Annotated in this window: 4 protein-coding genes; 2 read left to right on the top strand and 2 right to left on the bottom strand. The window is 61.3% G+C overall.

Translation table 11 applies throughout. The annotated features are described in order from the left end of the window. Positions 1-121 precede the first annotated feature (121 nt). Both JNL55_RS16445 and JNL55_RS16440 read right to left on the bottom strand, forming a co-directional pair. Positions 122-3,724 carry a chemotaxis protein CheB gene (locus tag JNL55_RS16445; protein WP_293855712.1) on the bottom strand — a complete coding sequence of 1,201 codons (3,603 nt, stop codon included), beginning with the start codon at positions 3,722-3,724 and terminating at the stop codon, positions 122-124. Positions 3,725-3,921: 197 nt separating this feature from the next. Continuing rightward, on the bottom strand, positions 3,922-6,336 hold the full coding sequence (locus tag JNL55_RS16440; RefSeq protein WP_293855709.1) for a catalase: 2,415 nt from the start codon (positions 6,334-6,336) through the stop codon (positions 3,922-3,924). A 251-nt stretch (positions 6,337-6,587) separates the two neighbouring features. Between JNL55_RS16440 and JNL55_RS16435 the strand changes: the two genes are divergently transcribed. Next, a complete protein-coding gene (locus JNL55_RS16435) occupies positions 6,588-7,232 on the top strand; it encodes a hemerythrin domain-containing protein (RefSeq protein WP_293855706.1) in 645 nt (214 codons plus the stop codon). Between the two features lie 66 nt (positions 7,233-7,298). Then, positions 7,299-8,192, top strand: coding sequence for a hypothetical protein (locus tag JNL55_RS16430; protein ID WP_293855703.1), 894 nt, complete (start codon positions 7,299-7,301; stop codon positions 8,190-8,192). The last annotated feature ends 7 nt before the right edge of the window (positions 8,193-8,199 follow it).

The following is an 8,199-nucleotide window of genomic DNA, read 5'->3' as shown; positions in this document are numbered from 1 at the left end:
CGCAATGAGAGTGGCGCGCACCGTCAATGGCGTCAAATCTGTGAAGAACGACATGCAGCTGAAGTAACCGCTCCGCGTCCCAGGCGCCGCCTGGGCAGGGCCTGCGTAGACTTTTCGTGAGTCAACCGGCCTCGTCAGTTGCTGTAATGACGTAGCCGGTCTTGTCGCTCAGTGCAAACGCGATGGCACAGCGGACGCCATGCTTGAGAAAATCACGTTGCACGTCGGCCTCCAAGTCATTCCGGACGATGCGCTCGATCAACTCACTGCCGAAGCCGCGCCGAGTCGGGGGCACCACGGGTGGTCCGCCGGTTTCGATCCATTGCAGCGACAGGCGGTCATTGGGGGCGGCGTTGGTGACGCTCCAGCTCACGTCGACCTGGCCCGAGATGGTCGACAGTGCGCCATACTTGGCGGCGTTGGTGCACAGTTCGTGCAGAGCCATCGACAGTGTCTGAGCGGCCTTCGCCGTCAGGCACACTCGTTCTCGACCGGCGGTGCGGATCCTGTCTTCCTTGCCCAGACGGTAGGCGGCCAGTTCGCCGGACACCACGTCTCGTAACTCGGCATGGCTTTGTTGGTGAACATTGAGTAGATCGTGGACCCGGCTCAGTGCCTGGATGCGGCCTTGGACGATCCGTGCGAAGTCGGCGGGCGAGTCGGCGCTCTTGACGGTTTGCGCGATCAGCGCGCTGATGACCGCCAGCGTGTTCTTGATACGGTGATCCAGCTCGGCGACCAGCACCTTCCGGTGATCTTCGGCCAGCTTGCGCTCGGTGAACTCGCGAGCGATCGTCGAAGCGGCCACGATCTGGCCGCTGGCATCCTTGATCGGTGAATGAGTGAGCGACACATCGATCTGCTTGCCGTCCTTGCGCAGCCTATCGATCTCGAAATGCTCGACCCGTTCACCGTGCTTCACTCGGTCCAGGATCTGCGGCACATCCTCACTCTGCTGCGACGGGATCAGCATCGAGAACGGCCGGCCGATGGCCTCGGCCGCGGAATAACCGAAAATGGCTTCGGCGCCTGCATTCCAACTGGTGATGGTGCTGTCGAAGGTGTGGCTGATGATCGCGTCCTGCGACGACTCGACGATGGCCGCGAGGTGCGCGCTGTTCTGCTCGTGACGCTTGCGGGCCGTGATATCCAGGAACGTGATCACCACGCCGTCGATGACATCGTCCACGGTTCGATACGGCCGCATGCGCATCAGGAAGACAGTGCCGTCCTCGACGATGCTCACTTCGTGCTCGAGGACCGCGAGTGAGTGCAGCACCTTGGTCACATCGCGACGCAGTTCATCGTAGTGGATACGGGTGACCAGATCCGTGATCGGCCGACCTCGGTCGCTGTCGCGAAGATGAAAGAGCTGGGTCATCGCCGGCGTGAAATAGGCGATGCGCAGTTTGTTGTCGAGAAACAGCGTGGCGATCTGGGTGCTGTCGAGCAGATTCTTCAGGTCGCTATTCAAGCGCGTCAAGGTCTCGTTCTTGCTGCTCATCTCCGCATTGATGGTTTGCAATTCCTCGTTGATCGACTGCATCTCTTCCTTGGCGGTCTCCAACTCCTCGTTCGAGGACTGCAGTTCCTCGTTGATGGATTGATATTCTTCGTTGGCGGACTTCATCTCCTCGTTGGAGGTTTCCAGCTCGTCGATGGTGGCGCGCAGCTGCGTTTTAGTGGTCAGCAGTTCCTGCTCCAGCGCCTGCAGGTCCAGGTGCGACATGTCGGAGCCCGCCCGGGCCGGCTTGCTCGCGGTCAGCGCGGCTTCCTGGAAAGCAACCACCCAGCGTTTGATGTCGGTGCCGGGCTCATCGGCCAGCGGCGCGACGATGAGCTTGATCGAGCGACTCTTACCGCCGATTTCCAGAATCGGATGCTCGCTGATCACCGTCTGCGCTGTCTTGTGCGCCTGTTGCATGGCCGCTCGTACTGCCGGGCGCAGCGCCCGCTGGACCATGCCGAGCAAGTTGAGGCTCGCGGTGCCGGGCGAGGGTTCGAGGAAGCGTCCCAGCTCTCCGCCTGAAAAACGCACGATGTCGTGATGCCGATCGACCACGACATACGCCGGCGAGTATTTGTCCATGACGCTGCGGATCTCGGCGTCCACTGGATCGGGGGCGCGCGAGGCGAGCCTCGCTGCCAGCCCGCCTTTTGCCATCGGCGGCGACGTCAGCAGAAAATCGGACGCTGTCGCCGCTGTCTGCCGGCGCTGGAAGATTCGATGTTTCTTGTCGACCGTCGCGAACAGCTTGGTCTTGCGCGTGATGCCTTCGGACTGCCCCAGGATCAGATAGCCATCGGAGCGCAAGGCGTAGTGGAAGATCTGCATGAGCCGATCCTGCAGGCTCGGCTCCAGATAGATCAGCAGATTTCGACATGAAATCAGATCGAGGCGCGAAAACGGTGGATCTTTGATGACGCTGTGCGTGGAAAAGATGCACATCTCGCGAATTTCTCGTGCGGGACAGTATTCCTCGCCGTCCGCGACGAACCATCGCTCGATGCGTTCTCGCGGCACACCTTCCATTCTCTTGTGATAACGGGCGGCGCGGGCAACGGTGACTGCGGCATCGTCCACATCGGTACCGAAGATCTGGACTTTCAGTCGCAGACCGGCGCGTTCCAGCGCTTCTTTGACCAGAATGGCAATGGAATAGACTTCTTCGCCGGTAGCGCAGGCCGGTACCCAGATGCGGAGCGGGTCGTCGGCGTGTTTGTGCTCCAGCAGCTTAGGAAGGACAGTCCGCTCCAGGGCTGCGAACGCCAGCGGATCGCGAAAGAATTGAGTGACACCGATCAGCAGCTCACGAAATAGCAATTCGACCTGGCGCGGTTCCTTGCGCAGCCGTTCGACGAAGGCAGGCACTGCATCGATGCGCAATACCTGCATGCGTCGCTGAATCCTGCGCAGCAAGGTATTGCGTTTGTACTGGCTGAAGTCGTGCCCCGCGCCGGCGCGCAACAGCGAGCAAATCGCGGTCATATGCTCGGGCATGTCGACGCGGTTACCGTCGCCATCTTTGCGAGGCGCCATCTCGTGTAGATGCTGTTGGTAGTCGACGAGCAGGGCGGGCATCTGCGCGACCGGCACGATGTGATCGACCAAGCCGGTGGCGGCGGCGCTCTGTGGCATGCCACTCATCGCCGTAGCATCCGCATCGGCTTGCGCCAGGCTCAGTCCGCCGTGTTCCTTGATCTTTCTCAGGCCCAAGCTGCCATCGCTGCCAGTGCCCGAGAGCACGACGCAAACGGCTCGCTCCCCCTGATCCTCGGCTAGCGAGGCAAAGAACGTGTCGATCGGCCGGCGATGCTCCCTTGCGGGTGCGGGTCTGGAAACTCGCAACATTCCGCCGCGCAGTGTGAGAGTCGCATTCGGCGGAATGATGAAGATGCGGTTCGCGCCGAGCTGCACGCCGTTGCTTGCCTCTACGACCGGCATCGCGGTGTGCCGGCCGAGCAGGTCGACGAGCATGCTCTTGTGATGCGGATCCAGGTGCTGAACCAGGACGAAGACCATGCCGGAGTCAGCCGGCATGTGAGTGAAGAACGTAGTAAAGGCCTCGAGCCCGCCGGCGGACGCGCCGATGCCCACTACTAATGGGCTGAGAGGTAGCGGGCCGTTGGCTTTCGCTGGGTTTTTGCCGTGACTCGCTGATCGCGGCGCGGCCGCCTTCTTACGAGCGGTTGGCGGCTTGGGTTTGGTCCTGCGCCCTTTCATGAGTTTCCTCGCTCTGCGGCGGTCATGGGGGCAGCGAGTGAACTCGCCCGGCGGAATGAGAACTCGGAGCGTAGTCCGGAACTCATCCTTCTTATGCTACGGGGCCGTCATTTGCAACAGATTGCTGGATAAACCTGTACGCGGCGAGCCAAGGGCACCTGGCGTCCGCCGGCTCGTAGTGTTCGCCTGCGTCTTCTTCAAACTAACGGCGGATCGCTGTGCCGAGCGAAGTGGCGGTGCTTGCCAATGGCGACGACGAACGCTGCGGCCGCCTTGACATGCTCCGCCGCTTCGAACAGCAACACGCCCGTGTCGGGCTCGCCCGAGGGCAGCATTGCAGCGATATCCGCTTTGACCAGCAGATCTGCACTGCTGCCCAGCGCCAGGATCGGCTTGCAGTGGCGGTACTGATCTTTGAGGAACTCCAGGGTGTGACCGTCTTGACTGAGCGTCGCCACGGCGGCGGCGCCATCGGGCAGCACCAGCGCATCGAACAGCACCGCAGGCGCTGCTTCCATCGATACTTCGACATCGATCCCGTCGCCATCGGTGTCGGTGACCCGACCGAGGCGTGCAGCGACGAAACGCGGCACTGCGCCGGCACCGGATAGAGTGGCGTGCAGGGCAGTCAGCGACGCAGACTCGACGCCGTTGGCGACCAGGATGGCGATTCGTCGCGTCTTGACTCCGCCCGCTCCGGGCCGGGCGAACAATGACAATGCCGCCGATGTAGTCACTTCCGGCTTGGCGATCTTCGGTGCCACCATCGGCATCGCATCGGGTACTTCGATGCCAAGACCCAGCGCGACGCCTTCGGCGAGTTCAGCAGCGACGTTGGCGAGCATCGACACGACGCGTTCGCGAATCGACGCGGTTTGCACCCTGGTCAGCTCGAAACGAAACGCACCAATGATGTGAGCTTGCTCGATCGGCGTCTGGCTGTTCCAGAATAGCGAGGCTTGAGTGTAGTGCTCGGCAAACTTTTCCGGCTTGCCGCGAACTTTGTCTTCCTGCACCGGCTCGGGAAACGACACGAAACCGCGGGCACCGGCTTGAAACGGACAGCCGCCACCCAGCGAGTTCGGTTCATAGGCGACGCGGCCGCGTGGGATGGCTTGACGATGCATGCCATCGCGCTGATTGTTGTGAACCTGCGCCAGTGGCGAGTTGATCGGGATCTCGTGAAAGTTGGCTCCGCCCAAGCGGCTGATTTGAGTGTCCACATACGAGTGAATGCGGCCGCCCAACAGCGGGTCGTTGGAGAAATCGATGCCCGGCACGATATGGGCCGTGCAGAACGCCACTTGCTCGGTCTCGGCGAAGAAATTGTCCGGATTACGGTTGAGCACCATCCGGCCGATGGCTGTGAGGGGCACCAGCTCCTCGGGAATCAGCTTGGTGGCATCGAGCACGTCGAAGCTGAACTCGTTGGCCTGCGCTTCGGAGAACGCTTGCACGGCCAGCTCGTATTCCGGATACGCGCCTGCTTCGATGGCTTCCCATAAATCGCGGCGGTGAAAGTCGGAGTCTGCGCCATTGATCTTGACGGCTTCGTCCCAGTCCAAGGAATGCGTGCCGGCGACGGGAGTCCAATGAAACTTCACGAAGGTGGACTCGCCGGCGTCATTCACCAAGCGGAAGGTATGCACACCAAATCCCTGCATCATGCGATAGCTGCGCGGGATGGCGCGGTCGGACATGACCCACATCTGCATGTGAATGGACTCGGGCATCAACGACACGAAGTCCCAGAAAGTGTCGTGCGCGCTGGAGGCCTGCGGCATGCCGAAATGCGGCTCCGGCTTGACGGCGTGAATCACGTCGGGAAACTTCATCGCGTCCTGGATGAAGAACACCGGTATGTTGTTGCCCACTAGGTCCCAGTTGCCTTCATCGGTATAGAACTTGACGGCGAAACCTCGTACGTCGCGAACCGTGTCGGCAGAGCCGCGCTCACCGGCGACCGTTGAAAACCTCACGAACACTGGCGTGCGTTTGTTCTTTTCGGCGAACAGCGACGCGCGGCTGAGTTTGGTCAACGGCTCATAACATTCGAAGTAGCCGTGTGCGCCGGAGCCGCGCGCATGCACGACTCGCTCAGGGATGCGCTCGTGATCGAAGTGAGTGATCTTCTCTCGGAGTATGAAATCTTCCAACAGCGTCGGGCCGCGCAGCCCGGCCTTCAGGGAGTTCTGATTGTCAGCAACGGCCACGCCCTGATTGGTCGTGAGTGCTTGCCCGGTCGAGTCGACACGTACTCGATCCAACGGCCCGTTGCTAGGATTCACGCCTAGCGACTGCGCGCCGTCACCGACTTTCGGCGAGGCATTGCTCTCAGTGAGCGTGCTTGCGAACACACTATAGGAGGACGGCGATTGGATTTGACCCGCAGGCGGCTCAGTCGCTGGCGCGGGAGCGAACTCCGCAGCCTTGCTCTTGTTGTAAGGAAACGCTGCGACCAGTTCCGCTGTGCTGGCAGCTTTGAGCGATAGTGCGTCGTCGGCCAGCCCTTTGGCTGTTCCCGGTTTTACCGAGGGGCCACTCACTGTCGAACGAGAAGATGACTTGATGGTATTCGACGCGCGCGTGGAATTCGGCTTGCGATTCGCCATGGGATACTCAGGGAAAAAGGAGGTGAGGGAGGCGGCACTGACGCAACGGGGCGCGTACTTGTTTGTTCCTTGATATCCAGGCGTGCTGTTGCATCTTCATTAAGAAACAATGGCCACTGTAGGCGCTCCAGCACAGCCGTCGACCGAAAACGCCCGGGCGAAGAATTTAATCTCTGCCGAGGCTGCCATGCAGGAACTCCGGCGCAACGATCGTCTTTCTATACGCCAGCCAATCATCCAGGAGCCCGCCCGTGGTCAAACCATCCCCAGCGAATCGTAAGCCGAAACAAAACTCGGCCAGCAAGCCAGCCAGCGCCGCCGCCAACGCGCTCGAGCTGTTGAAGACCGAGCATCAAGCGGTCGCAGAGCTATTCGATGAATTCGAGTCCGCCGACAGTGACGAACAGCAGGCGTTGGCCGAGCAGATTTGTCAGCAGCTGACGCTGCATGCACAGATCGAAGAGGAGATTCTGTATCCCGCCGCCAAGAATGTGCTCGATGGCGAGGACGTCGAGCTGGTCAACGAAGCGGCCGTCGAGCATGCGACGGTGAAGGATTTGATCGCCAAGATCGAGGCCATGGATGCCGAGGACGAACCCTACAAAGCGACCGTGAAAGTGCTGAGCGAGTACGTCAAGCATCACGTGGACGAGGAAGAAAACGAGTTGTTCCCGCTGCTCGAGGGCACGGATCTGGACCTGGAATCGATGGGCGCCGAGTTGGTCGGCCGCAAACAGGAACTCATGACCCAGCTCGGCTCGGACGAGGACCTCGACGAGGGCGACGCACTCGACGGCGAGCAGGATGAGGACGAGAGTGCAGTAGCAGCAGCGACCGCGCAGTCTGCGGCCAAGTCAGCTAGCAAGTCCAAGCCGAGTTCGCGCAAGTCGCCGTAGGCGCCATTCTTCTAACAACCCGACACCGTACAGATCGCGTTCCAATGACTCCAGGAGCGTCTTGCCATGGTCGCATCGACTATCGATGTTTTAAATTCAACTCCGCGGGAGTCCGGCCGATCTGCGGTGTCGTGGGCGGCCATCATCGGCGGCGCCGTCGTCGCCGCTGCGGTGTCGCTGATATTGTTGGCGTTGGGCGGCGGATTAGGCCTGGCGTCCGTTTCTCCATGGGCGGGCGCGGGCGCGTCGGCGCAAACGTTTGGTATCGCCGCCATGATTTGGTTGCTGCTGACCCAAGTGGTCTCGGCTGCGTTGGGCGGATATCTTGCCGGCCGGCTGCGGACGATTTGGGTGGACATCCATGACGGTGAAGTCTTCTTCCGCGACACCGCGCATGGCTTTCTGGTGTGGGCGCTGGGCGCGGTGCTGAGTGCATCCATTCTGGCGTCGAGTGCTGGCGCAATCATTGGCGGGGCGGCACAGGCCGGTGCCGGCGCGCTGGGCGCTGTGAGTTCGGCCGCCAGTGCGCAATTGGCACAAGTCACGACAGAGGATTCGACCAACTATTTCGCCGACATGCTGCTCAGATCCGAGTCGAGCGACACGGATGCCACGTCATCCTCCGTGCATCAAGATATCGGTCGGATCTTGGCGACCAGCTTGCGGCAGGGTGAGCTGAGCACCGCCGATCGGACCTATCTCGCACAGATCATCGCGCGCCGCACCGGAATGAATGAGCGCGAGGCCGAGCAACGCGTCGACTCGGTGATCAACCAAGCAAAGGCCGCTAAGGACAAAGTCGCACAGGAAGCGAAGGCCGCTGCGGACGCCGCACGTAAGGTCGCCGCGGGGATTTCGTTATGGATGGTGATCTCGCTGCTGGCCGGTGCATTCTGCGCAAGTTTGGCAGCAACCTTCGGTGGGCGAACACGGGACAAGCTCGCGGCGCGCGCCGACTGAAGGCGTT

The organism is Steroidobacter sp., from assembly GCF_016790065.1.
Lineage (GTDB): Bacteria > Pseudomonadota > Gammaproteobacteria > Steroidobacterales > Steroidobacteraceae > Steroidobacter.
The sequence above is the reverse complement of the archived record's forward strand: the minus strand, read 5'-3'. Positions and strand labels throughout refer to the sequence as shown.